This window comes from Curtobacterium guangdongense, assembly GCF_049341845.1.
In the GTDB taxonomy this organism is placed as follows: Bacteria; Actinomycetota; Actinomycetes; order Actinomycetales; family Microbacteriaceae; genus Curtobacterium; species Curtobacterium guangdongense.
In genome coordinates this window covers 330,651-355,980 of the sequence record NZ_JBMPIT010000002.1, presented here as the reverse complement: position 1 = coordinate 355,980, position 25,330 = coordinate 330,651, and the positions used below count along the sequence as shown (strand labels likewise).

Annotated in this window: 18 protein-coding genes and 1 tRNA gene; 10 read left to right on the top strand and 9 right to left on the bottom strand. The window is 71.7% G+C overall.

The annotated features are described in order from the left end of the window. Positions 1-39: 39 nt before the first annotated feature. Positions 40-516, bottom strand: coding sequence for a GNAT family N-acetyltransferase (locus ACO0E1_RS04080; RefSeq protein WP_422873017.1), 477 nt, complete (start codon positions 514-516; stop codon positions 40-42). Between the two features lie 9 nt (positions 517-525). Continuing rightward, on the bottom strand, positions 526-2,010 hold the full coding sequence (locus ACO0E1_RS04075) for an aminopeptidase P family protein (RefSeq protein ID WP_422873016.1): 1,485 nt from the start codon (positions 2,008-2,010) through the stop codon (positions 526-528). A gap of 68 nt (positions 2,011-2,078) precedes the next feature. Here ACO0E1_RS04075 and ACO0E1_RS04070 point away from each other — a divergent pair, with 68 nt between their 5' ends. Beyond that, on the top strand, positions 2,079-2,951 hold the full coding sequence (locus tag ACO0E1_RS04070) for a PHP domain-containing protein (protein WP_422873015.1): 873 nt from the start codon (positions 2,079-2,081) through the stop codon (positions 2,949-2,951). Positions 2,952-3,004: 53 nt separating this feature from the next. Here ACO0E1_RS04070 and ACO0E1_RS04065 read toward each other — a convergent pair whose 3' ends face one another. Continuing rightward, positions 3,005-4,489 carry a DEAD/DEAH box helicase gene (locus ACO0E1_RS04065; protein ID WP_422873014.1) on the bottom strand — a complete coding sequence of 495 codons (1,485 nt, stop codon included), beginning with the start codon at positions 4,487-4,489 and terminating at the stop codon, positions 3,005-3,007. 84 nt (positions 4,490-4,573) lie between these two features. Between ACO0E1_RS04065 and ACO0E1_RS04060 the strand changes: the two genes are divergently transcribed. Continuing rightward, positions 4,574-5,290 carry a ferritin-like fold-containing protein gene (locus ACO0E1_RS04060; protein WP_422873013.1) on the top strand — a complete coding sequence of 239 codons (717 nt, stop codon included), beginning with the start codon at positions 4,574-4,576 and terminating at the stop codon, positions 5,288-5,290. Positions 5,291-5,368: 78 nt separating this feature from the next. On the opposite strand, the gene ACO0E1_RS04055 is transcribed toward ACO0E1_RS04060, so the two are convergent. After that, positions 5,369-5,665: a hypothetical protein gene (locus ACO0E1_RS04055; RefSeq protein ID WP_422873012.1), complete on the bottom strand. Its 297-nt coding sequence runs from the start codon at positions 5,663-5,665 to the stop codon at positions 5,369-5,371. Between the two features lie 8 nt (positions 5,666-5,673). Next, positions 5,674-5,898, bottom strand: coding sequence for a DUF3107 domain-containing protein (locus ACO0E1_RS04050; RefSeq protein ID WP_281267220.1), 225 nt, complete (start codon positions 5,896-5,898; stop codon positions 5,674-5,676). 102 nt (positions 5,899-6,000) lie between these two features. Between ACO0E1_RS04050 and ACO0E1_RS04045 the strand changes: the two genes are divergently transcribed. Together ACO0E1_RS04045 and ACO0E1_RS04040 are read left to right on the top strand one after the other, a co-directional pair. Next, a complete protein-coding gene (locus ACO0E1_RS04045) occupies positions 6,001-9,156 on the top strand; it encodes a PD-(D/E)XK nuclease family protein (protein ID WP_422873011.1) in 3,156 nt (1,051 codons plus the stop codon). Between the two features lie 65 nt (positions 9,157-9,221). Continuing rightward, entirely contained in the window at positions 9,222-12,404 is a 3,183-nt protein-coding gene (locus ACO0E1_RS04040; RefSeq protein WP_422873119.1) for an ATP-dependent DNA helicase, read from the top strand. A gap of 77 nt (positions 12,405-12,481) precedes the next feature. On the opposite strand, the gene ACO0E1_RS04035 is transcribed toward ACO0E1_RS04040, so the two are convergent. Beyond that, the gene (locus ACO0E1_RS04035; RefSeq protein ID WP_422873010.1) at positions 12,482-13,480 is read right to left on the bottom strand and encodes a phosphotransferase; all 999 of its coding nucleotides are present in this window, start codon (positions 13,478-13,480) and stop codon (positions 12,482-12,484) included. 87 nt (positions 13,481-13,567) lie between these two features. Here ACO0E1_RS04035 and nudC point away from each other — a divergent pair, with 87 nt between their 5' ends. Beyond that, on the top strand, positions 13,568-14,503 hold the full coding sequence (gene nudC / locus ACO0E1_RS04030; RefSeq protein ID WP_422873009.1) for an NAD(+) diphosphatase: 936 nt from the start codon (positions 13,568-13,570) through the stop codon (positions 14,501-14,503). After that, on the top strand, positions 14,500-16,236 hold the full coding sequence (locus tag ACO0E1_RS04025) for an ATP-dependent helicase (protein WP_422873008.1): 1,737 nt from the start codon (positions 14,500-14,502) through the stop codon (positions 16,234-16,236). The genes nudC and ACO0E1_RS04025 overlap by 4 nt, the downstream gene beginning before the upstream one ends. Here ACO0E1_RS04025 and ACO0E1_RS04020 read toward each other — a convergent pair. Both ACO0E1_RS04020 and ACO0E1_RS04015 read right to left on the bottom strand, forming a co-directional pair. Further along, a complete protein-coding gene (locus tag ACO0E1_RS04020; RefSeq protein WP_422873007.1) occupies positions 16,127-16,984 on the bottom strand; it encodes a TOMM precursor leader peptide-binding protein in 858 nt (285 codons plus the stop codon). The genes ACO0E1_RS04025 and ACO0E1_RS04020 overlap by 110 nt on opposite strands. A gap of 43 nt (positions 16,985-17,027) precedes the next feature. After that, complete coding sequence (locus tag ACO0E1_RS04015) at positions 17,028-18,467, bottom strand: zinc-dependent metalloprotease (protein ID WP_422873006.1); 1,440 nt, start codon at positions 18,465-18,467, stop codon at positions 17,028-17,030. A 127-nt stretch (positions 18,468-18,594) separates the two neighbouring features. Between ACO0E1_RS04015 and ACO0E1_RS04010 the strand changes: the two genes are divergently transcribed. The 4 genes from ACO0E1_RS04010 (at position 18,595) to ACO0E1_RS03995 (ending at position 24,000) form a co-directional block, all read left to right on the top strand. Beyond that, a complete protein-coding gene (locus ACO0E1_RS04010; protein WP_422873005.1) occupies positions 18,595-19,704 on the top strand; it encodes a YlbL family protein in 1,110 nt (369 codons plus the stop codon). A gap of 133 nt (positions 19,705-19,837) precedes the next feature. After that, the gene (locus ACO0E1_RS04005; protein WP_422873004.1) at positions 19,838-22,879 is read left to right on the top strand and encodes a UPF0182 family membrane protein; all 3,042 of its coding nucleotides are present in this window, start codon (positions 19,838-19,840) and stop codon (positions 22,877-22,879) included. Positions 22,880-22,941: 62 nt separating this feature from the next. Then, positions 22,942-23,018 (top strand) — tRNA-Met (locus ACO0E1_RS04000). Positions 23,019-23,196: 178 nt separating this feature from the next. After that, positions 23,197-24,000: a carbon-nitrogen hydrolase family protein gene (locus ACO0E1_RS03995; RefSeq protein WP_422873003.1), complete on the top strand. Its 804-nt coding sequence runs from the start codon at positions 23,197-23,199 to the stop codon at positions 23,998-24,000. Here ACO0E1_RS03995 and ACO0E1_RS03990 read toward each other — a convergent pair. Continuing rightward, positions 23,954-25,186, bottom strand: coding sequence for an aminotransferase class I/II-fold pyridoxal phosphate-dependent enzyme (locus ACO0E1_RS03990; protein ID WP_422873002.1), 1,233 nt, complete (start codon positions 25,184-25,186; stop codon positions 23,954-23,956). The two genes, ACO0E1_RS03995 and ACO0E1_RS03990, sit on opposite strands and share 47 nt — an antisense overlap. Positions 25,187-25,330 lie beyond the last annotated feature (144 nt).

Sequence of the window (25,330 nt, the reverse complement as noted above, 5' to 3'; positions counted from 1 at the left end):
CCCCGAGCGAGCTCAGGCTGACGCGAGACCGCAGCGCGCCTACAAGACCTTGGAGTAGCAGGCGGACAGCGGGGCGCCGACGTACGGGCCGAAGTTCGCGATGCGGCTGAACCCCTCGCGCTCGTAGAACCGGATCGCGCGCTTCTGCTCCGTGCCCGTCTCCAGCACGAGTGCGGGGGAGCCGAGGTCGAGCGCTGCCTCTTCGAGGCGTCGGAGGATCCCCGTCGCGGCCCCGGTGCCGCGGGACTCGCGACGGACGTACATGCGCTTGATCTCGGTCACCCCGTCGTCGACGAGCCGGAGCCCGCCACACCCGATCGGCGTCCCGTCCCCGTCGCGCGCCACGAAGAACACCGCGATCGACTCGGCAGTGGGCTTGTCACCGGGCTCGGTGTCACCGCCGTACGTGCTGTCGATCTCGATGCGTTGGGCAGCACGCAGCCGCTGGGCGTCGGGCGAGTCGAAGTGCTCGACGTCGATCGTGATGCTCTGCGAGGAAGCTTCGGGTGTCGTCACCCGATCAGGCTAGCGCCCGGTGCGGGCGATCCACCCCTCCACTTCCGAGGGGGTCCTGGGGATGCCGATCGACAGGTTCTCGGCGCCGTCGGCGGTCACGAGGATGTCGTCCTCGATGCGGACGCCGATGCCGCGGAACTCCTCCGGCACCGTCAGGTCGTCCTGCTGGAAGTAGAGGCCGGGCTCGATCGTGAACACCATGCCGGGCTCCACGATGCCGTCGATGTACATCTCACGACGGGCCTTCGCGCAGTCGTGCACGTCGAGGCCGAGGTGGTGGCTGGTGCCGTGCACCATGTAGCGGCGGTGGAACTGGTTGTCCGGCTGCAGTGATTCCTCTGCCGAGACGGGCAGGAAGCCCCACTCGGCGGTCTTGCGCGCGATGACCTCCATCGCCGTCGCGTGCACCTGCCGGAACGTGATGCCGGGCTTCACGATGGCGAACGCGGCGTCGGCGGCTTCGAGCACGGCGTCGTAGACCAGGCGCTGCACGGCCGTGAAGGTTCCGCTCACCGGCAGCGTCCGCGTGATGTCCGCGGTGTAGAACGAGTCCACCTCGACGCCGGCGTCGATGAGGATGAGGTCACCGGGCTGCACGGCGCCGTCGTTGCGGGTCCAGTGCAGGATGCAGGCGTGGTGGCCGGACGCCGCGATGGTGTCGTACCCGACCGTGTTGCCGTCGGCGCGGGCGCGGCGGTTGAACGTGCCCTCGACGATGCGCTCGCCCCGGGGGTGTGCGAGGACCGCGTCGAAGTCGGCGATCACGTCGGCGAACCCACGCTGCGTGGCGTCGACGGCCTTGCGGAGCTCGTTGACCTCGTACGGGTCCTTGACGAGGCGGAGCTCGGACAGGTCTCGGGCGAGCACGTCGTCCGTCGCGGCGACGTCGTCGGTCGCGGCAGCGCCACCGACCGCGGAGCCGAGGCGCTCGTCGAGAGAGCGCGTGAGCTCGGTGTCGGCGTCACGGACGACGAGCACCGAGGCGTCGAGGGCGTCCTGCACCCCGGAGAACTCGCCGAGGTCGGCGGTGGCGATGCCCAGGTCGGCGGCCACCTCGTCCAGCGAGGGGCGCGGACCGACCCAGAACTCGCCGATCTCCGGGTTCGCGTAGAACTCCTCGGAGTCGCGTCCGGCGGTCGAGCGGAAGTAGAGCGTGGCGTCGTGCCCGGCACCGTTCGACGTCATCACGAGGACGGAGCCGACGACGGTGTCGGTGCCCCAGCCGGTGAGGTGTGCGAACGCGGAGTGCGGGCGGAACGGGTAGTCGCAGTCGTTCGAGCGGACCTTCGCGGTGCCGGCGGGGACCACGATCGTCCGACCCGGGTGGAGCTCGGAGATACGCGCCCGACGGGCGGCGGCGAACGCAGCCTGCTCACGTGCTGCGGGCACGGGGCGGTCGCGCTCGGCCCACTGGGACCCGATGAAGTCCTTGAAGGTCGAGGAGCCGGGTGTGGTGGAGCGGTTGCTCGTTGCGCGGGGAGTCGTGTCGGCCATGCCCCCATCATCGCACCGCGCTCGACGCCCGGTCTGTGTGCCTGCTCACCTGTGGATACGATTGGCGCGTGCCCGACCCGTTCATCGACCTGCACGCGCACTCGAGTGTCTCCGACGGCACCGAGCCGCCCGCCGACCTCGTCCGGGCAGCGGCGGCCGCCGGACTGGACGCCGTCGCGCTGACCGACCACGACACCACCGCCGGGTGGGCCGATGCCGCCGCCGCCGCACGGGAGCTCCCGCTGACGCTGGTCCCGGGCCTCGAGCTGAGCACGCGCGTCGGCTACCGGAGCGTGCACGTCCTCGGCTACCTCGTCGACCCGGACGACGCCGCCCTGTCCGCCGAGACGGAGCGCATCCGCGAGGGCCGCCTGTCCCGCGCGCACCGCATGGTCGACCGCATCGGTGAGGACCACCCGATCACCTGGCAGGACGTCCTCGCGCAGGCGAGCCCCGGCGCGACGATCGGCCGGCCGCACATCGCCGACGCCCTGGTCGCACGCGGGCTCGAACCCGACCGCAGCGCGGCGTTCCGCGGCATCCTGCACCCGGCGTCCGGGTACTACGAACCGCACGACGCCCCGACACCGCTCCGAGGCGTCGAACTCATCCGTGCTGCCGGGGGCGTCCCCGTGATCGCGCACCCGGCGGCGACCTCACGCGGGATCGTCATCGACGAGGCGGGCCTGCGCGAGCTCGTCGACGCGGGGCTCGGCGGGCTGGAGGTCGACCACCGCGAGAACCTCGCGCACGGCAAGCGCACCCTGCTCGAGTGGGCGGACCGCTACGGCCTGTTCGTCACCGGCTCGAGCGACTACCACGGCACCGGGAAGCCGAACCGTCTCGGCGAGCACCGCACGTCCCGCGGTGCCTTCGACGAGATCCTGACGCAGGCGACGGGTTCGGCCCCGGTGGTCGGCCCCGGCTCGCGCCTGCCCTGACCAGACGCCGAAGGGCCCGTCGCGTCAGCGACGGGCCCTTCGAACTGGAGGCGCTACTCGCCGTCCGACGCCGGCTGCGGTGCCGAGGCGGTCGCCTCGCCACCCGTGCCGGCTCCGCGACGACGGCGACGCCGACGGCGCTTGGGTGCCGAACCGTCGCCCTCGGCGGCGTCCGGACCCGTGCTCTCGGCCGAGGGGGCGGACTCCGCAGCCGACGCTGCCGGGCGATCCGAGCCTCCTGTCCGGGTGCGGCGACGCGGACGCGACTCGCTCGATTCGGAGGACTCACCGGAACGACGCGGCGGCCGTGACCCCGTGCGCTCCGCGGTGCCTGCCGTGGCGGCGTGCGACGACGAACCGGGGAGCCGGCCCTTCGTGCCCTGCGGGATGTCGAGGTCCTCGAACAGGTGCGGCGACGACGAGTAGGTCTCGACGGGCTCGGGGATGCCGAACTCGAGGGCCTTGTCGATGAGCGTCCACTTGTGCAGGTCGTCCCAGTCCACGAACGTGACCGCGATGCCGGTCTTGCCCGCGCGACCGGTGCGGCCGGCGCGGTGCAGGTAGGTGTCCGGGTCGTCCGGGATGGTGTGGTTGATCACGTGCGTGACGTCGTCCACGTCGATGCCGCGGGCCGCGACGTCGGTGGCGATGAGCACGTCGCGCTTGCCGGCCTTGAAGGCGGCCATCGCACGCTCGCGCTGTTCCTGGTTGAGGTCGCCGTGCACCGCTGCGGCGTTGAACCCGCGGTCCTTCAGTTCCTCGACCAGCTTCGCCGCCGCACGCTTGGTGCGGGTGAAGATCACGGTCTTGCCGCGGCCGTTCGCCTGCAGGATGCGGGCGATGACCTCGTCCTTGTCGAGCGAGTGCGCGCGGTAGATGACGTGCTTGATGTTGGCCTGCATGAGGCCCTCGTCCGGGTCCGTCGCGCGGATGTGCACCGGACGCGTCATGAACCGGCGGGCGAGCGCGACGATCGGCGCCGGCATCGTGGCCGAGAACAGCATCGTGTGGCGCACGTCGGGCACGGCCTGGAAGATCCGCTCGATGTCCGAGAGGAACCCGAGGTCGAGCATGCGGTCGGCCTCGTCGAGCACGACCTCTTGCACGTGGGAGAGGTCGAGCAGGCGCTGACGGTGCAGGTCGATGAGGCGCCCGGGGGTGCCCACCACGATCTGCGCGCCGGCCTTGAGCTGCTCGACCTGGCCCTCGTACGCCTTGCCGCCGTAGATCGAGACGATCGTGGTCGGGCGGTTCGACGACGCGAGTTCGAGGTCCTCGGTCACCTGCACCGCGAGTTCGCGGGTCGGGACGACGACGAGCGCCTTGACGCCGTGCGCGGGGTCGGCGCCGAGGCGCTGGATGAGCGGCAGGCCGAAGCCGAGGGTCTTGCCGGTACCCGTCTTCGCCTGGCCGATGATGTCCTGGCCGGTGAGGCCGAGCGGGATGGTCTGTTCCTGGATCGGGAAGGGCTCGATGATGCCCTTGCCGGCCAGCGCATCGACGATGTCCTGGTCGATGTTGAGGTCTGAGAAAGTCAAGAAGGTCACCCTGTCCTATCGGGGAGTCCGAGCCAGTCTACCGGGGTGCGAGGTGCGCGCCGTCGCGGCCCCTATGCTGGTCGCGTGGTGTCGTGGTGGAACCGGAAGCGCGCGGCGCAGCTCGCGGCACAGTGGCTCGCGTCGCGGAACCCGAAGAACGCCGCCCAGACGGAGCGTCTGCAGCTCGACGACGTCAGCCCGGAACTCCCCGTGTACCTCGGGCAGGCCGCGTACCTCCAGCTCTCGCTGTACGAGACGATGGGCCGTGCAGGGGCCGGCGCCCCCACGCTGTCCGGCCGCCTGGTGACCGGTGTGCTGGCGACGACCGCGCTCGAGCGGCACCGGTCGATCGTGGCCGAGATCGAACGCCTCGGCGAGGACCCGGCCGAGCTGATGGCGCCGCACCGCGCTGCGATCGACGTGTTCCTGGAGCGGACGAGCGGTGCCGACTGGTACGAGTCGATGCTCACCGGCTACGTCACCGCCGGGATCCTCAACGACCTGTTCGCGAACCTGCTGCGCTCGCTCCCCGGTGACGTCCGGCAGCGGCTCGGCTCGGTGTTCGACGCACGGGAAGAGCCCGCCGTGGTCGAGGAGCTCAGTGCGCGGATCGACGAGGAGCCGCAGGTGTCATCGCGGCTCGCGATGTGGGGACGACGGCTCGTGGGCGACACGCTCCTGGTCGCGCGGTCCGCGCTCGCGTCGCACGCCAGGGAGGACCAGTCGCGGCTCGAGCCGGTGTGGACCGAGCTGATCGCGGCGCACACCAGGCGGATGGACGCGCTCGGCCTGACGGCCTGACGACGGACAGGAGGCTCGTGGCGGCGTCGCCACGAGCCTCCTGTCCGGTGGGCGGTCGCTTCGTTCCCGCCGGCGGTTTCAGGCGCCGCGCGCCTTGACCTGCTCGTAGAAGGCGGTGTCCTTGGTCGTCCGGCTGCGGCCGAGCAGCCACTCCACGAGGAGGGCGACGACGCCGGCACCGACGAGCGCGACGACCCAGATCCAGGTGGCGTCGTAGCGCCAGCCGGCCCAGGTGAGCACTTCCCACAGGACGGCGGCCGTGATGCCGCCGACCGCGGGGCCGAGCAGCTGCCCGCGCGTCGAGTGCCACGGCAGGATCACGTGCGCGATCGCGCCGCAGATGATGCCGCCGAGGACGGCGAAGAGGAGCTCCACGCGTCAGCTCAGGCGACGAAGCCGATGCGTCGGGCCTCTTCGGCACCGAACTCGACGTAGGCCAGGGCGACGGCGGGGACGATGAACTTGCGGCCCTTGTCGTCCTGCAGCGTCAGGTGCGTCGCGTCGGAGGACAGCGCGTCCGCGACGGCCTTCTCGATCTCCTCAGCGGTCTGCTTCGTCTCGAAGGCGATCTCGCGCGGGCTGTTGATGATGCCGATCTTGATGTCCACGTGCTCACCATATCCGAGGGGTCCGCGCCGGTCCGGTGCGTTCGCCGCGGGCGCACGGGGTGGGGACGGGGCGATGTCGGTCGCGGTCGGTACCGTACGAGCGTGCCGCAGACCACGCTGACACCAGCACCCGCTCCCGAGCAGGTGTCGCGCGCGCTCGTGGCGGACCCGGCACAGGCGGCGGTCCTCGCCCTGCCGGACGACCTGCACGCCGCGGTGATCGGCGCACCGGGCACCGGCAAGACCTCGACGCTCGCGCGGCTCGTCGCTGCCCGGCTGCGGCGTCCGGACGCGATCAGTGCCGACGGTCACGCCACCGTGCTCGCCCTGACGTCCTCGCGCACCGCGGCGACCGCGCTCCGCGACCACCTCGCCGTCACCGTCGAACGCGTCACACCCGGTGCGCTCGCACGGACCGTGAACTCCCTCGCCTTCCAGGTCGTCGCGCACGCCGCCGCGGTCCAGGGGCAGCCGGCGCCGACGTTGCTGACCGGTGGTGAGCAGGACCGCATCCTCGGTGACCTGCTCGCCGGCCACGAGACCGACGGCACCGGGCCGGCGTGGCCCGATCCCATCACGGCGGTGGTCCGCGAGCGCGCGGGGTTCCGCACGGCGCTCCGTGACGTGATGATGCGCGCGGTCGCCGCCGGTGTCGAGCCCGACGACATGCGCGAGCTCGGTGACGACCACGGCCGCCCGGAGTGGCGTGCGGTCGGGGACCTCGTCGACGAGTACCGCGCGGCGGTCACCGCGTTCCGTGCGACGAGTCTCGACGCGGCCGAACTCGTCGCGTTCGCCACCGCTGCGGTGCTCCGCGGGGAGCTCCCACCGGCCGTCGCGGCGCTCCGGCTGCTGGTGGTCGACGACACCCAGGAACTCGTCGAGGGCGAGATCGCCCTGCTCGGGGCACTGGCACGCTCCGGAGTGCAGATCGTCGCGTTCGGGGATCCGGACATCGCGGCATCGGCGTTCCGCGGCGCCGAGCCGGACGTCCTCGGGCGGCTCGCACCTCGGCTCGGGGTCGACCGCGTCCAGGAGATCGTCCTCGGCACCGTGCACCGTCACCCCGCGCCGATCCGTGCGCTCGTCTCGGGCATCTCCGGGCGCGTCGGTGCCGCCGCCGCGGGGCGCCAGCGCACGGCCGTCGCCGCCGACACGGATGCCCGCGCCGACTCCGTGCTCCACCTCGAGGCCGGCAGCCGGTCGGCGCTCGTCGTCGCGATCGCCAGGCGGTTGCGCGAACACCACCTGCTCGACGGCGTCCCGTGGCACCGCATGGTCGTGGTCACGCGGAGCGGTGCGGCGATCCCCGAGCTCGTCCGCGCGCTCTCCGTTGCAGAGGTCCCGGCGACCGCCGGCGCCGCCCCGACGCGCCCGCGGGACGACACGGCCGCGCGGTCCCTCCTCGACGCCGCCGGGGTGTCGCTCGGTGTGCTGTCGCTCGACGCCACCCTCGCCACCGCGTTCGCGACCGGACCGCTCGGTGGGCTCGACACCCTCGCGATGCGTCGGCTCCGGCTCGCGCTGCGACGTGAAGAGCTCGCTGGTGGTGGCTCCCGGACGGCCGACGAGCTGCTCGTCGACGCGTTGGGGGCTCCTGAACGACTCGCTACGGTCGACGCCGCCTTCGCCCGACGCGCGACCCGACTCGCGCGCAGTCTGGTGCAGGCCCGAGCGGACGCCGACGCCGGCGCCAGCATCGAGGAGATCCTCTGGGGGCTCTGGGAGCGCAGTGGTCTCGCCGGGATCTGGGGCGGGCAGTCCCTCGCCGGTGGCGTCGGCGCGGCCGAGGCGGATCGGCACCTGGACGCCGTGGTCGGGCTGTTCACCGCCGCCAAGCGGTTCGTCGAACGGACGCCGGACGCTCCCGCCCGGGTGTTCGTCGACGACGTGCTCGGCGCCGACCTGGCCGAGGACAGCATCGGCCCGGACCGCACGGCCGGCCGGGTGCGCGTGCTGACCCCGTCGGCGACGATCGGGCTCGAGACCGACGTCGTCGTGGTCCTCGGACTGCAGGACGGCGTGTGGCCGAACACCCGGGTGCGCGGCAGCCTGCTCGACCCGGACGGCCTGGTCCGGTCCGCCGCCGGGATCGACCACGCCGCCGTCGACGACCGTGCGGCCGTGATCGGGGACGAACTCCGGTTGTTCGCCCGGGCGGTGTCCCGCGCGACCACCCAGGTCGTCATCGGGACGGTCGCCAACGACGACGAAGCGCCGTCGCCGTTCGTCCGGCTGGTCCCCGTGCCGCCCGACCGGCAACCCACCGTGCACCCGCTGTCCCTCCGCGGCCTCGCAGGGTCGCTCCGTCGCCGGGTGGTCTCCACCGGCGACCACGAGGCGGCTTCCGCGTTGGCGCGCCTCGCGGCGGAAGACGTCCCCGGCGCCTCGCCGGACGACTGGTACGGCACGGCGGAGGTCACGACCGACGACCCGCTCGTCGACCTCGACGCCGACCCGCAACCGGACCCCGTCAGCGGTGAACTCGCTCCGCCAACCGTCGGCGTGTCCCCGTCCAGGATCGGCACCTTCGAGGAGTGCCCCGTGCACTGGTTCGTGCAGACCTTCGGCGGCGGTGCACCGAGCCCGGCGATGGGCATCGGCACCATCGTCCACGAAGCGATGGAGCACGCCACGGAGATCGACGTGGAGTCCCTCTGGCAGCGGGTGGACGCTCGCTGGGGCGAGCTCACCTTCGAGTCGCCGTGGATCGCCGACCGCGAGCGTGCCAGGACCCGCCGCATGATCGAGGGGCTGAGTGACTACCTGCGCACCTTCGCGTCCGCCGGGCGACAGCTGCTCGGCGCCGAGACCTCGTTCGCGCTCGTCACCGGGCCGGCTCGGGTCCGCGGCAGCATCGACCGGATCGAGATCGACCCGGACGGCACCGTGAGCGTCGTCGACCTGAAGACCGGCAGGAGCATGCCGAGCGAGAAGAACGACATGCCGGAGCACCCGCAGCTCGGGGCGTACCAGCTCGCGGTGGAGGACGGCGCCGTCGACGGCGTGCCTGCCGGGTCGCCGATGGCCGATGCTCGACTCGTCTTCGTGCAGAACCCGAAGGGCGGGCACGCCTACTCGGAGCGCACGCAGCACGCCTTCGACGCGGACGACCGCGCCGCGTACCGGGAGCGCCTGCACGCGGTGGCCCGCGGCATGGCCGGTCGGACGTTCGTCGCGAACGTGGACGACCACTGCGAGAAGGCGCGCACCGGGGTCGAGTGCCGGATCCACGTGGTGGGAGAGGTGACCTGGTGAGCACGACCGACACGACCGACACGACCGGTACGACGACCGATGCGACCGGGGCGCCCGCCACGACGATCCGCCACGGCGCCGATGCCATCGCCGACGCGCTCCAGCGACCACGTCCGACCGAACAACAGCGTGCCGTCATCGAGTCGCCGCTCGCCCCCGCCCTCGTCGTCGCCGGAGCCGGCAGCGGCAAGACCGAGACGATGGCGTCCCGCGTCGTCTGGCTGCTGGCGAACGGACACGTGCGGCCGGACGAGGTCCTCGGGCTGACGTTCACGCGCAAGGCGGCCGGCGAGTTGTCGATCCGCATCAACGACCGGATCGCCGCGCTGGAGGCCGCGGGGCTGATCACCCCCGGTGACGCCTTCGAAGCGCCGACCGTGTCCACGTACAACGCCTTCGCGAACAGCGTCTTCCGCGAGAACGCCCTGCTGGTCGGCCGCGACGGGGAGTCCCAGGTCCTCACCGAGCCGTCCGCGTGGCAGCTCGCACGACGGGTCGTCGTCGCCGCGCGGGACGACCGGCTCGCCGGCCTCGACCGGAACGTCGACACGATCACCGCCGCCGTGGTGGCGCTCGCCGGCGCCGCGTCCGAGCACCTCGTCGAACCCGAGCAGCTGCGTCGGTTCGCGATCGAGTTCTCGGAACTCCTCGAACTCCCCGGGAACCGGGGCAAGCCGTACGCCGCGATCACCGCCGCGGTCGCGTCGATCGGCGCACTCGAGCCGCTCGCCGACCTGGTCGAGGAGTTCCGCCGACAGAAGGTCGACCGCGGGTTCGTCGAGTTCTCGGACCAGATCGCGTTGGCGCTCGCCGCAGCCGAGGCCGCACCGCGCGTCGTCACGGACCTGCGCCAGCGGTTCCGAGTGGTGCTGCTCGACGAGTACCAGGACACCTCCGTCGTGCAGACCCGCTTCCTCGCCAGGCTGTTCCGGGAGCACGCCGTCATGGCGGTCGGGGACCCGCACCAGTCGATCTACGGGTTCCGCGGCGCGAGTGCGGCGAACCTCGCCAGGTTCCCGCGCGACTTCGGCGGCACCGGTGTCCTCGCGCCGCGGACGTTCGCGCTGTCGACGAGCTGGCGGAACCCGGTGGACGTGCTCGCCGGGGCGAACGCCGTGGTCTCCCCGCTGTCCGAGGCGTCCGACGTCGACGTCGAGCGGCTCTCCCCGCGTCCCGGCGCGGACTCCGGCGACGTCCGTGCCGTCTTCACCGAGACCCTGCCGGAAGAGGCCGACGCCGTCGCGGCGTGGTTCGAGGACCACCGGCGTCGCAACCCCACCGGGTCGATGGCGCTGCTGCTCCGGGCCCGCAAGGACCTCGCCGCCTTCACCGCGGCGCTCGGGCACCGGGGTGTGCCGTACCACGTGCTCGGCACCGGGGGCCTGTTGCAGCGTCCGGAGATCGTCGACCTCGTCGCGTGCCTGCGCGTGCTGCACGACCCGGCCGCCGGCAACGACCTCATCCGGCTGCTCGCCGGTGCCCGGTGGCGGGTGGGTGCTGCGGACATCGCAGCGCTGCACGGCGTGGCGCAGTGGCTGTTCAAGCGGGACCACACCCAGCAGCGCCTCGACGACGACGTCACCGCGGCGTTCCGGGCGTCGGTCGCGGTCGGCGAGCACGGCTCGGTCGTCGACGCACTCGACTTCGTCGCCGTCGCGCCGGACGACCACGGTGCGCTCGACGGCATCACCGAAGCCGGGCGTGCACGCATGCGTCGGCTCGGACAGCAGCTCGCGATGCTCCGGTCTCGCGCAGGAGGGGACCTCGTCGACTTCGTCACACTCGTCGTGCAGGAGATGCACCTGGACATCGAGGTCGCCGCGCACGAACAGGGGAGCGGCGCGTTCCTCGACGCCTTCGTGGACGAGCTGTCCGGCTTCGTCGCCACCGATGACCGTGCCGATCTCGGGGCGTTCCTCGGCTGGATCGACGCGGCTGCCCGTCGTGACGACATGGGACCGCGGTCCGAGGAACCCGAGTCGGGCACCGTGCAGATCCTGACGATCCACGGTTCGAAGGGGCTCGAGTGGGACGCCGTCGCGGTGCCTCGGCTGGTCGAGGGAGCACTGCCGGCCCGCCCGCAGGAGGGCTCGTCCGGCTGGATCGGCTTCGGGCGGCTGCCGTACGAGTTCCGGGGCGACGCCGACGAACTGCCGCGCCTGGCATGGCGTGGGCACGACTCGCAGAAGGACGTCACGGTCGCGATCGACGCGTTCAAGGACGAGGTGAAGTCGCGCAACGAGGACGAAGAGCGTCGCCTGACGTACGTGGCGCTGACCCGGTCGCGGCACGAACTCTTGGTGTCCGGCTCGTTCTGGGCCGGCGGCGTGAAGCCGATGCAGCCCAGCCGGTACCTCGGGGACCTCGTCGAGGCGGGTGTGGTCGACGGCAACGCGATCCCCGAGACGACCGTGCACGACGAGAACCCCCTGGGCGACGCCGGCGCGACCCAGTCCTGGCCGCATGTGCCCCTCGGTGCACGCGCCGTCCGGGTCCAGGCGGCGGCGGATCGGGTCCGGAACGCGAACCCCGGTGCCGCCGGGCGTTTCGCCGCGGACATCGACCTGCTCCTCGCGGAACGTCGCGCGAGCCGCTCCGGCAAGCACCGCGTGGTGGTGCCGCACCGGGTGCCGGCGTCGGGGTTCAAGGACTACCTCACCGAACCGGACGCGGTGGCCGAGCGGTTGCGCCGACCGATGCCCGAGCGGCCGTACCGTGCGACCCGTCTCGGCACGCTCTTCCACCAGTGGGTCGAACAGCGTGGGCACGCGGGCGGTGCGCTCGAGACGCTCGACGCCTGGGACGACGAACTCGACATCGACCTCGACGAGTCCGCACCGGCCGACGCCGCGGTCAGCGACGACGACGCCCGACGGCTGGGGGAGTTCCAGGAGACCTTCGCCCGTTCACGGTGGGCCGGACTCACCCCGGTCGAGGTGGAGCGCGAGATCCACATCCCGTTCCTCGGGCACAGCGTGGTCTGCAAGCTCGACGCCGTCTACGAGATCGACGGCAGGATCGAGGTCGTCGACTGGAAGACCGGGAAGGCCCCGGCGGGCAAGACCGACCTCGAACGACGACAACTGCAGCTCGCGCTGTACCGCGTGGCGTACGCGGAGTTCACCGGGCGACCGGTGGACGAGATCGACGCGGTGTTCTACTTCGTGGCCGACGACCTCGAGGTCCGGCCTGCGGAACTGCTCGACCGTGCCGGACTCGAACGCGCCTGGACCGCGGCCGTCGGCTGACGCGACGGGCGGGGCGGAGCCGCCCCGAGCCTCCCGGCCGACCCGAGCCGAGCCGATCCGGGCTGACGCGGTCGACGTCAGCCGTGTCGACGCTCGGTCGACGACAGGAGCTGCTCGACCTCGCCGATCTCCATCGTCTCGGGCGAGACCGACTGCAGCGGTGTGGACGTCGGCGCGTGCACCGCGTCGACCAGCCGGTGCATCATCGCGACCGCGTCGTCGACGACCTCGGTGCTCTTCGCCTGCACACCGTGGAGCAGCCACTGCGCTGTTTCGAGCTCGTGGTAGACCCTGGCGCGTTGGGCGAGCTGCCGGTCGCGGCCGCCGCCGTTCGCCTCGTACGCGCTGAGCACCGTGTCGAACGCCTCGCGCCGTCCGGCGAGCACCCACGCCAGGTCCTTCGCCGGGTCGCCGAGCCGGAGCTCGCCCCAGCCGAGGACACCGGAGACGGCGTCGCCCTCGACGAGGAGCGCGTCGACTCCGAATCCACCGTGCACGACGGTGGGGGTGAACTGCCAGAGCTGCTGGTCGCGGGCTGCGCCCTCCCACCGCTCCTGCAGTGCGGCCGGGACCAGCTTGGTCGCCACCGCGCGGTCCATCACGGACACCGCGGAACGGAGGATCTCGAACGGGGTGAGGGACGGCAGACCGGCGTCCGTCACGAAGCTCGTCGGCAGGACGTGCACGGCCGCGATGGACCGGCCGACGCTGGTGGCCAGCTCCGGCCGCTCCGCGAGCGTGCGGAGCGCAGGGTGCGCTCCGGGGACGTAGGTGGTCACGATGGCACGCGTCGACCCGATGGGCGCCTGACCCCGGTACTCGGGGACGGCGAACGGGAGGCGCGACCTGATCCCGGCGCTCAGCGCCCGGATCGCGAGGAGGTCGGCCGACTGCCGTGCTTCCGCGCGCTGGTTGCGGGGCCGCCGGATGGCCGACTCGCCCCCGTCGGCGTCCCGGAGGACCGCCGACTCGTAGTCCCCGGACGCGATGGAACCGAGGGTGCGCGTGCCCGTGACCACGAGTCCGGGAACGGCCGTCGTCGCCAACGCCGCTAGAGTGAACTGGGATCCCGCCATGCCTCTCAGGGTAGGTCCGCATGCGCCGCGAACGAGGTTCGCCACGCTGACCCGGTCCCGACACGACACCGATCTGAGGAGTCCCACGTGACCGTGGAGTTCGCCGCCCGGCTTCCGCTCTCCCGCAACGAACTCGACCGCGACGCGGAGTTCCGGACCACCGACGACCTCGAGCGGTCCCTCCGGGACGACCAGCAGACGCGATTCCTGCCGGTCCACGGCGGTGCGATGCTGCGCCTGCCGTCCGGCTCGCTGCGCTTCGTGGGCGCGTCCGACGTGCCCGCCGACGCGCCGGTGGTCTACCTGGGGCGGTCGGCGCGCGACGCGGACGACGCCCCGTCCGGCACGCGCTTCGCGGCCGCGCTGGTCGACGACGACGCCGCCCGACGGATCGAACCGGACTCCGACGCGTGGGAGAGCCTGCGGATGTTCGGCACCGAGCTCTCGCCGCGCGACCAGGGCCTCGCGGTCGAGGCCGTCGCGATGGCGAACTGGCACGCGGTCCACGGGTTCTCGCCCCGGACCGGCTCGGCCACCGAGGTGGTGACCGGCGGTTGGGTGCGCCGCGACCCCGAGGGACACGAGCACTTCCCGCGCACCGACGCCGCGATCATCGTCGGTGTCACCGACGGCGAGGACCGCATCCTGCTCGGCTCGAACGCCGCGTGGGACCAGGACCGCTACTCGCTGCTCGCCGGGTTCGTCGAGCCGGGGGAGTCGCTCGAGGACGCCGTCCGCCGCGAGGTCTGGGAGGAATCGGGCGTGCGGGTCGAGGAGCCGGAGTACCTCGGGTCGCAGCCGTGGCCGTTCCCCGCGTCGTTGATGGTCGGGTTCCGGGCGAAGGCGGTCGACGGCGACCCCTCGACCGCGCGGCCGGACGGGGTCGAGATCCTCGACGTCCGGTGGTTCTCGCGCGACGAGATCCGGGAGCGCGCCGGGGACACGCTCCTGCTCCCGGGCAAGACGTCGATCGCGCGGGCGATCATCGAGGAGTGGTACGGCGGCCCGCTGGACCTGCCGTGAACCCTGGTCCATCCCCGTCTCCGTCGTCTCCGGAGTCGCTGCTCGCCGCGCTCGACGCCGAACAGCGCACCGTCGCGACGACGCTGCTCGGCCCCGTCGCCGTCCTCGCCGGTGCTGGTACCGGCAAGACCCGGGCGATCACGCACCGCATCGCCTACGGGGTCGCGACCGGTACGTACTCGCCCGCCCACGTCCTCGCGCTGACCTTCACGACGCGGGCCGCGGGTGAACTCCGTTCCCGGTTGCGCGCGCTCGGCGCCGGCGCTGTGCAGGCCCGCACGTTCCACGCGGCGGCGATGTCGCAGCTCAGCTACTTCTGGCCGGACACCGTCGGCGGGCACGCCCCACGGATCGTGGAGTCGAAGGCACGGATGATCGCGCACGCCGCGGACACGGTGGGGATGAGCGTCGACAAGCCCGTGCTCCGCGACCTCGCCGCCGAGGTCGAGTGGCGGAAGGTGCAGCGGCTCACCCTCGACGAGTACGAGGCGGCCGCCGCCGACCGGGTCATGCCGCGCGAGACGAGCCCCGCGCGGGTGATCGACCTGATGCGCGCGTACGAACGGCTGAAGGACGACCGTCGGCAGCTCGACTTCGAGGACGTCCTGCTCGCGACGCTCGGCATGGTCGAGACGGAGCCCCGGGTGGCGAGCTACGTCCGGCAGCAGTACCGGTTCTTCGTGGTCGACGAGTACCAGGACGTCTCGCCGGTGCAGCACGACCTGCTCACGGCCTGGCTCGGCGACCGCCAGGACCTCTGCGTCGTCGGCGACGCCAGCCAGACGATCTACTCGTTCGCCGGGGCGTCGAGTCGCTACCTGCTCGGGTTCGGGTCGGAGTTCCCCCGGGGATCGGTGCTGCGGCTCGAGCGGAACTACCGGTCCACCCGCGAGGTCGTGCACGCCGCGAACGCGCTGATGCGCGGCCAGCCGGGTGCCCTCGACCTCGTCGCGCAGAGCACGGAACCCGGCCCGGACCCCGTGGTCGTCCCGTGCGTGCACGACGGCGACGAGGCACAGACCATCGCCAGGCGGATCACCGACCTGGTCGCGGGTGGCGCGGCGTACGGCGACTGCGCCGTGCTGTTCCGCGTCGGCGCACAGTCGGCGGCACTCGAGGCCGCGCTCGGCCGCGCGGGGATCCCGTACCGGGTGCAGGGCGGAACGCGGTTCTTCGACCGTCCCGAGGTCAAGCTCGCGGTACACCACATGCGCGGCGAGGCCATCCGGCAGACCGACGACGAGCTCACTCGCCGGGTCGGGCTCGTCCTGCAGGTCAGCGGGTGGACGCCCACGGCACCGGAAGGCACCGGTGCCGTCCGTGAACAGTGGGAGGCGCTGCAGGCGATCATGGGCCTCGCCGAGGACGCCCCGGCCGGCACGACCATGCAGCAGTTCACCCAGGACCTGGTCGACCGCGCGGCGACCCACCACGAGCCGGAACTCGACGCCGTCACGCTCGCGACCCTGCACTCCTCGAAGGGCCTCGAGTGGCCGAACGTGGTGATCGCCGGCGTCGCCGAGGGGCTGCTGCCGATCTCGCACGCGACGACCGACGACGAGGTGGACGAGGAACGCCGGCTCTTCTACGTCGGACTGACCCGTGCCCGCCGTACCGTGACCGTCACGTGGTCACGACAGGGGTCCACCCGAGGCGGTGCGCGGGCGCCGAGCCGGTTCCTGGCAGCGCTCGACACGCGCAGCGGGGATGCGGCCGCACCTGGCGCCGGCTGACCGACAGGTCGTCGCGCTCGAAGACGAGTTGCTCGTCGTCGGGGCGCACCGTCGTCCCCGGGAGTTGCTCGAGGACCATGCGGGTGACCGCTGCCGCGACCGCACCGGCACGGTAGGGCGAGAGCGGTGCGGCAGGGCGACCCCAGACCTGCGCCGCGATCGCCGGCCACGCGGGGTCGGCGTCGACGTGTGCGTACTCGATGCACTGCAGGCACGGTCCGACACCGGGCACCACGAGCGGTCCGATCCGGATGCGGCCGTCACCGACGACGACGGGGACGTGCGGCGTGCCACGGCGGGTCCACGCCGACCGCAGTGCCGGGTCGACGACGTGTTCCGCGACGACGACGGCCATCGACGGCTCGGGATCGGGCAGCACGACCGGACCCCCGCGCGGCGCGGTGGTCCGGACGACGGTCACTCCGTCACCCGTGAGGAAGTCGTCGACGATCCGGGCGAGGTCGGCGCTGCCGTGCACCTCCACCCGTGCGAGCGGTTCAGGGAGCATGTCGATCACGGCGGGTGATGCCGCGCCGAGCACCCGCGCGGCGACCTCCGGTCGGCACCCGACGCTCGCGGCGACGCCGGACAGGGCGTCTCGCCCGGTCTCGCGGCGGAGGGTGCAGAGGAACCGTTCCTCCGCCGTGGTGGGGACGCCGACGACGGCGCGTGGCGGATCGACGCCGAGCTGGACGGTCGTCGGGTCGCGCCAGACGAACTCGAGGGTCGGATCGATGCGGATGCCCATGACCCCACCGTGCCGGACGTGCCGCGACCGGTGGGGGCCGCCGTCAGATCTGTGGAGAACCCGACGGACCCTTCGGCCCGCCCGCCTCGCCGTCACCCGCTGCGTCGTCACCCGAGTCCTCGCCCGACTCGATCCCGCCCGACTCGTCCTCGTGCGGACGGTCGCCGGTCGTGTCGTTGAGCAGGTCCTCGAGCGCCCGGTCGAACTCGTCGTCCTCGGCGCTCTGCCCGGGGTTGCGGAGCCGGGCGACGAGTGCGTCGGGGAAGTCGATGTCGTCGGATACGGGGACCAGGTCGAACGCCGCCCAGAGCGCGTCCCGCTGCTCGGCCCCGAGCTCGTCCGTCACCCGCTGCCACATGGCCGCTGCCTCTCGGAGACGACGGGGACGAAGCTCCAGGCCGACGAGCGTGGCGAACGCGGACTCGGCCGGCCCGCCGGCTGCGCGGCGACGGCGGACCGTCTCCGCGATCGCGCCGGACCGCGGGAGGCGTGCCGTCGCGGCCGCGGTGACCGTGTCCACCCAGCCCTCGACGAGCGCGAGCATCGTCTCCAGGCGTGCCAGCGCCGCGTCCTGCTCCGGGGTGCGCGGCGGGATCAGCGCACCGGACGCCAGGGCGTCGCGGAGCTGTTCCTGGTCGGTCGGGTCGATGTCCGCTGCGAGTTCCTCGACGCGGTCGAACGGGATGTGGATGCCGCGGGCGTACTCGGTGATCGAGGAGATGATGTGCAGCCGGAGCCACCGGGCGGAGCGGAAGAGCCTGGCGTGTGCGAGCTCGCGGACGGCGAGGTAGATGCGGACCTCGTCCTCCGGCACGTCGAGGCCCTCGGCGAACTCGGCCACGTTCTGGGGGAGGAGCGCCGCGACCTGCTCGTCCAGCAGGGGCACGCCGACGTCGCCGCCGGACACGACCTCCTTCGAGAGCTGCCCGACGACCTGGCCGAGCTGGATCGCGAACAGTGCGCCGCCGACGCCGCGCATGGCCTTCGACACGTCGCCGAGCATGGCCTTGAGCTCCTCCGGGGCGCGCTGGTCGATGGCCTCGGTGAGTGCGGTCGCGATGCTGTCCGCGACGGGCTCGGCGATCTGCGTCCACACCGGTGCGGTCGCCTTCGCCCACTGCTCACGGGTGTAGAGACTCGGGGTCGCGGTCAGCTCCGCCACGGTCGTCACCTCGTCGAGCCACAGCGCGGCGACCTGGAACGCCTGGTCGCTCGCCTGCGACGTCGCGGGGTCCACACCGTGCTGGCCGTCCTTCGCGATCGCGGTGGCGCGTTCGGCCGTGACCGAGAAGTCGATGCCGTCCCCGCCGTCCTGCGCCGCACGCTGGAGCTGGCTCATCAGGTTGGCGACGAAGGCCGGGTCGTTCGGCAGACCGGCCGCGCCGGCGAGCTGCGACGGGTCGATCTGGCCTTCCCCGGACAGGAGCTTGCGGAGCATCTCCTGGAAGTCGTCGTCCGGCCCCGGCTGCGGTTCATCAGGCATGCCGACTACGCTAATCGCTGCTCGTGGGGCCTGACCTGAGACGGACCCGTGGGATCGCTCCGCGGGCTGCGCCCAGGGCGAACAGCCCGGCGGAAGCCGCGGCGCACCTCACCCCGGAAGGACCCCGTTGACCCTCTTCGCGCCCGCCCCCCGCCGCCGCTCCCGCACCAGGACCGTCGGGTGGGCGTTCGTCGTCGGGGCCGTCGTCTTGGCGATCATCGCGAGCGTGCTCCCGAGCCCGTACGTCATCGAACTGCCCGGCCCGGTGTTCAACACGATCGGCACCCAGCAGCAGGGGACCGGCAAGGACGCGAAGGACGTCAAGCTCATCCAGGTCGACGGGCACCAGACGTACCCGACCGCCGGCGCGCTCGACATGCTCACGGTGAGCGTCGAGGGCACGGCCACGCAGCGCCCCGCCTGGACGAGCGTCATCCGGGCCCTGTTCACGAAGTCCCAGGCCGTCGTCCCCGCTTCGGCGATCTACCCCCCGGGGACCACGACCGAACAGGTGAACAAGCAGGACGCCGCCGACATGTCGAACTCGCAGCAGTCCGCCGTCGCGGCCGCGCTCATCCAGCAGGGCTTCGAGATCCCGACGACGCTCGAGGTCGGCACCGTGCAGGACGGCTCCGCAGCCGACGGAACGATCCGGAAGGGCGACGTGATCACGGCGTTCGACGGCACGTCGCTCACGACGAACGCCGACGCGACCACCCTCCGGGAGGCCGTGGCGAAGCACGGGACGTCCAACCCCGCGACCGTCACCATCACCCGCGACGGTGCGTCGAAGGACGTGACGGTCACCCCGCGCGACGAAAGCGGCACCGCGCTGCTCGGCGTCGGCGTGGTCGAGCACTACGACTTCCCGTTCGACGTGTCGATCAAGCTCCAGGACGTCGGTGGCCCGTCGGCCGGCATGATGTTCGCCCTCGGGATCATCGACGAGATCACGCCGGGCAAGCTCAACGGCGGCAAGCACGTCGCCGGAACGGGCACGATCACCGCCGACGGCGAGGTCGGTCCGATCGGCGGCATCCGCCAGAAGCTCTACGGCGCGAAGGACGCGGGCGCGACCGTCTTCCTCGCCCCCGCCGACAACTGCGACGAGGTCGTCGGACACGTCCCCGACGGACTCGACGTCTACTCCGTGAAGACGCTGGACCAGGCGGTCACCGACCTCGACACCATCGCGAGCGGGAAGAGCACGGCCGGCCTGGCGACCTGCGGGTCCTGACCACGGCCGGGAGGATCGTGGGGCCTTCCTGAGATCGGGTACAGGTTGGCTGTCGGTGGCGTCCCATAGGATCGGTGCACTGACGGCCCGGTGCGCCGGGCCTGCCGGTCCGACACGTCTGGAGCACAATCACGTGACGACAACCTCGTCCAACTCGTCCACCGCGGGACGGCGTTCGCCGCGTGTCCCGATCGTGGTCACGATCATCGTGCTCGCAGCACTGGTGATCGCCTTCTTCATCTTCGCGAGCCTGTACACGGACTACGCATGGTTCGCCCAGCTGGGCTTCCAGAACGTGCTGACCACCAGGTGGCTCGCCGGCGGGCTGATGTTCGTCGCCGGGTTCCTCGGCATGGCCGTGCCGGTGTACGTCAGCATCCTGATCGCGTTCCGGTTCCGGCCGGTCTACGCCAAGCTCGGCTCGCAGCTCGACCGGTATCAGCAGGTCATCGAGCCGCTCCGCCGTGTCGTGATGATCGGCATCCCAGCGGTCCTCGGCGTCTTCGCCGGGCTCGCCACCGCCCCGCGCTGGAGCATGGTCCTCGAGTACTTCAACCGGACGCCGTTCGGCAAGACCGACCCGCAGTTCGGGCTGGACATCAGCTTCTACGTCTTCGAGCTGCCGTTCTGGCGCTCCGTCGTGGCGTACTCGTCCGCCGTCGTGCTTATCGCCGGCCTGGCCGCGCTCGCCGCCAGCTACCTGTACGGTGCGATGCGCTTCGGCGGGCGAGAGGTCCGCATCTCCCGCGCCGCCCGCGTGCAGCTCGCGATCACCGCTGCCGTCTACATCGCCCTGCAGGCCCTCAGCCTCTGGTTCGACCAGTACGCGGCGCTGACCAAGGACAACTCGCTCATCACCGGTGCGCAGTACACCGAGGTGAACGCCACGATCCCGGGTCGCGAGATCATGGCGGGCATCGCGGCGATCGTCGCGATCCTGTTCATCGTCACGGCGATCATCGGCCGCTGGCGGATCTCGATCGTCGGCACCGGGCTGCTGCTCGTGTCCGCGATCGTCATCGGCGGCATCTACCCCTGGATCGTGCAGCGCCTGCAGGTCGCACCGAGCGAGCGCTCGTTCGAGTCGGCGTACATCCAGCGGAACATCGACGCCACCCGTGACGCGTACGACGTCTCCGGGGTCAAGGAGTCGAACTACGACGCCACGACCGAGACGGCCACCGGTGCCCTCGCCGAGGACGCGCAGACGACGACGAACATCCGGCTCATCGACCCGAAGATCGTCTCGGACACGTTCAGCCAGCTCCAGCAGTCCCGGCAGTACTACCAGTTCCCGGACGAGCTCGACGTCGACCGGTACAACATCAAGGGCCAGACCGAGGACACCGTCATCGCGGTCCGCGACATCGACCTCGACGGGCTGAGCAGCGCGGCGAACACGCAGTACAACCGCACGTTCGTCTACACGCACGGGTTCGGTGTGACCGCGGCGTACGGCAACCAGCGCGCGAGCGACGGCAAGCCGGTGTTCCTCGAGTCGGGCATCCCGTCCACCGGTGCGCTGGGCGACTACCAGCAGCGCGTGTACTTCGGTGAGACCTCGCCGCCGTACTCCATCGTCGGCGCACCGAAGGGCTCGAAGAACGTCGAGCTCGACTACCCGTCCGGCTCGGACAGCGCCGACGACAACGGCGGCAACGCGACCACCACGTACCAGGGCAACGGCGGGCCGAGCATCGGCAACTTCTTCAACCGGCTCGTCTACGCGGCGAAGTTCCAGTCGGAGCAGATCCTGCTGTCGAACGCGGTCAACAAGGACTCGCAGATCCTCTACGACCGTGACCCGATCAAGCGCGTCCAGAAGGTCGCGCCGTACCTGACGACCGACAGCGACGCCTACCCGGCGATCGTCGACCACCGCCTGCAGTGGATCGTCGACGGCTACACGACCTCGGACGCGTACCCGTACTCGCAGAGCCAGAGCCTGTCCGACAGCATCGCCGGCACCGAGTCGTCGACCTTCCGGACCGACCAGGTCAACTACATCCGGAACTCGGTGAAGGCCACGGTCGACGCGTACACGGGCAAGGTCACCCTGTACTCGTGGGACACCAAGGACCCGGTGCTGAAGACCTGGCAGAAGATCTTCCCGACGTCGATGAAGCCGGTATCGAGCATGAGCGCCGAGCTCCTCGACCACGTGCGGTACCCGACGGACCTGTTCAAGGTGCAGCGCTCGATCCTCGGGACGTACCACGTCACCAACGCGAACTCGTTCTACTCGGGTGACGACGCCTGGACGACCCCGTCCGACCCGACCACCGGGTCGAGCGACAGCGACACCAGCAGCGACACGAGCACGACGACGACGAACGCGCTGGGGACCCAGACGACGGCGACCAGGGCGGACCTGCAGGACCCGTACTACCTCACCATGAAGGTGCCCGGGCAGGGGACGGCCTACTCGCTGTACACGACGTACATCCCGCAGCAGACCGGGTCCAACGCCCGGAACGTACTGACCGGCTACCTCGCGGTCGACTCCGACGCCGGTGGCGCAGGCAAGGGCAAACGCGCGTCCGGGTACGGCAAGCTCACGCTGTTGACGATCCCCAAGACCGACAACATCCCGGGGCCGCTGCAGGTGCAGAACCTGTTCAACTCCGACACCACGGTGTCGCAGGAGCTGAACATCCTGAAGCGCGGGAACAGCACCGTGAAGCAGGGCAACCTGCTGACGCTCCCGGTGGGCGGCGGCTTCCTCTACGTCCAGCCGGTGTACGTGCAGTCGACGTCGAGCGGTTCCTACCCGCTGCTGCAGAAGGTCCTCGTGGCCTTCGGCGACAAGATCGCGTTCGAGGACACCCTCGACGAAGCGCTCAACCAGCTCTTCGGCGGTGACTCCGGCGCTGCCGCGGGCGACCAGGGTGCTGCGAGCGGCTCCGGTTCGTCGAGCGGGTCGGACAACGGCTCGGACAACGGGTCCTCGGACTCCGGGTCGAGCTCGGGTTCCGGGTCGACCGGTGGCAGCGGATCGACTTCGACGAACCCGGCCGTGCAGCAGGCCCTCGACGACGCGAACGCCGCACTGCAGGACCGCCAGCAGGCCTACGCGGACAACGACCTCGTCGCCGCGGCCGAGGCCGACAAGCGCCTGCAGGAGGCGATCCAGGCAGCGATCGACGCCGAGGCGAGCAGCAGCTCCGGCAACTGACGACACGGGCGGGGCACTCGATTTGGTGCCCCGCCCGTTGCCGTGTAGGCTGTTCTACGTGCCGCGGGGTGGAGCAGTTCGGTAGCTCGCTGGGCTCATAACCCAGAGGTCGTAGGTTCAAATCCTGCCCCCGCAACCAACGCGACACAAGAAGCCCCGGTCCTTTCGGATCGGGGCTTCTTCGTGTGCCCGGCCGCGGCCGTGGAGCCGCGCCGCGACGGACAGGAGGCCCGGTGCGGGCGTGCACCGAGCCTCCAGTCCGCCGCTGGTCGCGGGCCGACCGACGTCCGCTGACCGGAGCCGGTTAGCCTGGCACCGTGACCTCCCTGACGATCGCCGCAGCACAGTTCGCCCCGGTCGACGACCCGGCGGCGAACCTCGAGACGGTCCGTGCGTCGGCGGTCGACGCCGCTGCCCGCGGCGCCGACCTCCTCGTCACGCCCGAGTACACCTCGTACTTCACCGCCGAGATCGACGACCGGTTCGTGGCAGCAGCGCAGCCGCTCGACGGCCCGTTCGTCCAGGGCCTGCGGCAGATCGCCCGCGAGACCGGCGTGGCCGTCGTCGTCGGGGTCGCGGAGCGCTCGGACCGGGTGGACCGGTTCCGGAACACGCTCGTCGCGATCGGCGCGGACGGCACGGTGCTGCAGACCTACCGGAAGATCCACCTCTACGACGCGTTCGGCTCCCGGGAGTCCGACCGCATCGAGCCTGGTGACCCCGAGCAGTTGCCGGTGTTCGAGGTCGCCGGCGTGCGCATCGGTCTGGAGACCTGTTACGACCTGCGGTTCCCCGAGGTGACGCGGCGGCTGGCGGTGGCCCCGGTCGACGTCGTCCTGCTGCCGGCCGAGTGGGTCCGCGGTCCCGGCAAGGAACACCACTGGCGCACGCTGCTGACCGCCCGCGCGATCGAGAACACGGTCTGGGTCGTCGGCGTCGGACAGGCTCCGCCGATCGGGATCGGTGGCTCGGTCGTGCTCGATCCCGCCGGTGTCGCCACGGCGGCGCTCGGCGCCACGCCCGGTCTCCTCGTGGCGACGGTCGACACCGCCGTCGCGGACGAGGTCCGGCGGGTCAACCCCTCGCTGTCGTTGCGCCGGTACGACGTGACGGCTCGCTGAGGCCCGCGAGCCGTGCGGCCGCGTCCTCGAGCACGCTGCGCCGCTTGCAGAAAGCGAACCGCACGAGTGACCGGTAGCCCGCCGAGTGGTCGGGTCGGACGAACGCGGACACCGGGACGCCGACGACCCCGGCGAGTGCCGGGAGCTCCAGGCAGAAGGCGCGGGCGTCGTCGTACCCGAGTGGGGCGGTGTCCGCGATGACGAAGTACCCGCCGTCCGGGTGCATCACGTCGAAGCCGGCGGCGGTGAGCCCTGATGCGAGGACGCCGTGCTTCGCCGAGAGGTCCGCGGCGATCCCGGCGAAGACCGCGTCCGGCAGCCGGAGTCCGGCGGCGACCGCGGGTTGGAACGGGGCGCCGTTGACGAACGTCAGGAACTGCTTCACCGACGTGATCGCGTCGACGAGCGCCGGGGGAGCCGTGAGCCAGCCGATCTTCCAGCCCGTGGTGCTGAAGGTCTTCCCAGCGCTGGAGATCGTCACGGTGCGGTCCCGGGCGCCGGGGAGCGTCGCGATCGGGACGTGCGGGACGTCGAACGTCAGGTGCTCGTAGACCTCGTCCGTGACGATGACGGCGTCGTACCGCTCGGCGAGTTCGACGATCGTCTGCAGCACCTCGGTCGGGAGCACCCGGCCGGTCGGGTTGTGCGGTGTGTTCACCAGGACGGCCCGGGTCCGGTCGGAGAACGCGGCACGGAGGGTGTCCTCGTCCGGCAGGAAGTCCGGTGCGGTCAGGGGGACCGTGACGTGCGTGCCCCCGGCGAGACCGATGAGCGCCCCGTACGCGTCGTAGAACGGCTCGAAGGTGATGACCTCGTCCCCGGGCTCGACCAGGGCGAGGAGCGTCGCGGCCAGTGCCTCGGTGGCTCCGGCGGTGACGAGGACCGCTCGGTCGGGGTCGACGTCGAGCCCGTACCAGCGCTGCTGGTGCTCGGCGATCGCCTTCCGGAGGTCCGGGGTCCCGCGGCCCGGCGGGTACTGGTTGACACCGTCGCGGATCGCCCGGACCGCGGCGTCGAGCACCTCGGCCGGACCGTCCTCGTCCGGGAACCCCTGCCCGAGGTTGATCGCTCCGGTGCTGGCGGCGAGGGCGCTCATCTCGGCGAAGACCGTCGGCGCCGGTGTGCCGTCCGGGCCGAGGAGCATGGCGCCCTCCGCTGCTCGCAACCAGGGTCCTGAGTGCCGCATGTGGTTCCCTCCGACGCGCGGTGACGCTGAACGGACCCCAACCTAGTGCGTCCTCGAGGACCGCCTCGGGAGCGTGCCCACAGCTCACGCATAAGATCGCCATAGCGCACTCGCAGCGCTGTCAGGATGACCGCCCAGGTGCGT

What these genes read in the sequence shown, in the direction of transcription:
- ACO0E1_RS03990 (WP_422873002.1), bottom strand. Translation starts at nt 25,186, where the DNA reads ATGCGGCACTCAGGACCCTGGTTGCGAGCAGCGGAGGGCGCCATGCTC.
- ACO0E1_RS04075 (WP_422873016.1), bottom strand. Translation starts at nt 2,010, where the DNA reads ATGGCCGACACGACTCCCCGCGCAACGAGCAACCGCTCCACCACACCC.
- ACO0E1_RS04035 (WP_422873010.1), bottom strand. Translation starts at nt 13,480, where the DNA reads ATGGCGGGATCCCAGTTCACTCTAGCGGCGTTGGCGACGACGGCCGTT.
- ACO0E1_RS04020 (WP_422873007.1), bottom strand. Translation starts at nt 16,984, where the DNA reads ATGGGCATCCGCATCGATCCGACCCTCGAGTTCGTCTGGCGCGACCCG.
- ACO0E1_RS04015 (WP_422873006.1), bottom strand. Translation starts at nt 18,467, where the DNA reads ATGCCTGATGAACCGCAGCCGGGGCCGGACGACGACTTCCAGGAGATG.